2 protein-coding genes are annotated in these 985 nt (G+C 75.8%); one reads left to right on the forward strand and one right to left on the reverse strand.

Annotation, left to right across the window (positions count from 1 at the left end; translation table 11 throughout):
* Positions 1 to 392, reverse strand: a 392-nt coding sequence (locus tag BG452_RS35465; protein ID WP_188308450.1) for a helix-turn-helix transcriptional regulator, incomplete at its 3' end; no start/stop codon positions are given.
* A gap of 132 nt (positions 393 to 524) precedes the next feature.
* Between BG452_RS35465 and BG452_RS35470 the strand changes: the two genes are divergently transcribed.
* The coding region (locus BG452_RS35470; protein ID WP_223243204.1) for a DUF6350 family protein at positions 525 to 985 on the forward strand (461 nt) is incomplete at its 3' end.

The raw sequence follows: 985 nt of genomic DNA on the forward strand, positions 1-985 counted from the left end.
CCTCGTTCGGCCGGCTGCGGCCGGCCCGCCGCGGACGTCGCCGGGGTGCCGGGCTCTCCGGTGGTCGGGGTGGTCTGTGTCATGCCGCTGCGTTCTCCCGGGGCTGTGGGGGCCACTCGCGTGCGGTTGGTGCCGGTGGGGGTGGCCGGGGGGCGCAGGCCCGGGCCGGCGGGGGGTGCGGTTCCGAGCAGGGCGATGGCGGCGGCTTCGGTGGGACAGCCGAGTTTGCGCATGGCCCGGTGGAGATAACTACGGGCGGTCGCGGTGGTGACGCCGAGTGCGGCGGCGGTGTGGTCGAGGCCGTGGCCTGCGGTCAGGTGGGCGATGGCCTCGGCCTCACGGGGGGTCAGCTTCCGCAGCGGGTCGGTGGCGCGGGTGGGGGGCGTGGTCATCAGACGCTCCGGGCCGGGGCGACGGCGGCTTGGGGGCAGGGTCTGAAAAGGCGCATAAGACAATAATCTGGGACACGGCGGCGGTTTGCCGGTTCACGGAGCATGGCGAGTCGTCTTGGCACCATGAGGCGCATGACGCAGCTGATGGGCCGTCCGATCCTGGAAGTGCCGGGCGAATTGGGTGGACGCCCCGTGCTGGCCGACCTGTTGGCGGGGGTGCGGACGGCGCTGGTCGGCCTGGCGGTGGTCGGGGTGCCGGTGCTCGGGCTCTGGGTGGCGACGCCGTACGCGGATTCGGACGCGGCCGGAGCCACCCGGTTGGCGGGTGCGCTCTGGCTGCTCGGGCACGGCGCGCCGGTGCTGCGCGGGAGGGCGGACGCCCCGCTGACGGTCACTCCGCTGCTGCTCGGCGCCCTGGCGGTGGTGCGGCTGTACCGGGCGGGGGCCGGGGTGGCGGCGCGGCGCGGGCTGCGCTCGCGCTGGGGCGGCCCGGTGGCGCTGTGGGCGGGGTACTGCGCGGTGGCGGTCGTGGTGGCGCTGCACTGCGCGGGGGCCGGGCTGTTCCGCAGCCGGGTGTTGCCGGACCTGCTGGT

Origin of the sequence: Streptomyces sp. CBMA123, assembly GCF_014596465.1 — a bacterium.
Classification (GTDB): domain Bacteria; phylum Actinomycetota; class Actinomycetes; order Streptomycetales; family Streptomycetaceae; genus Kitasatospora.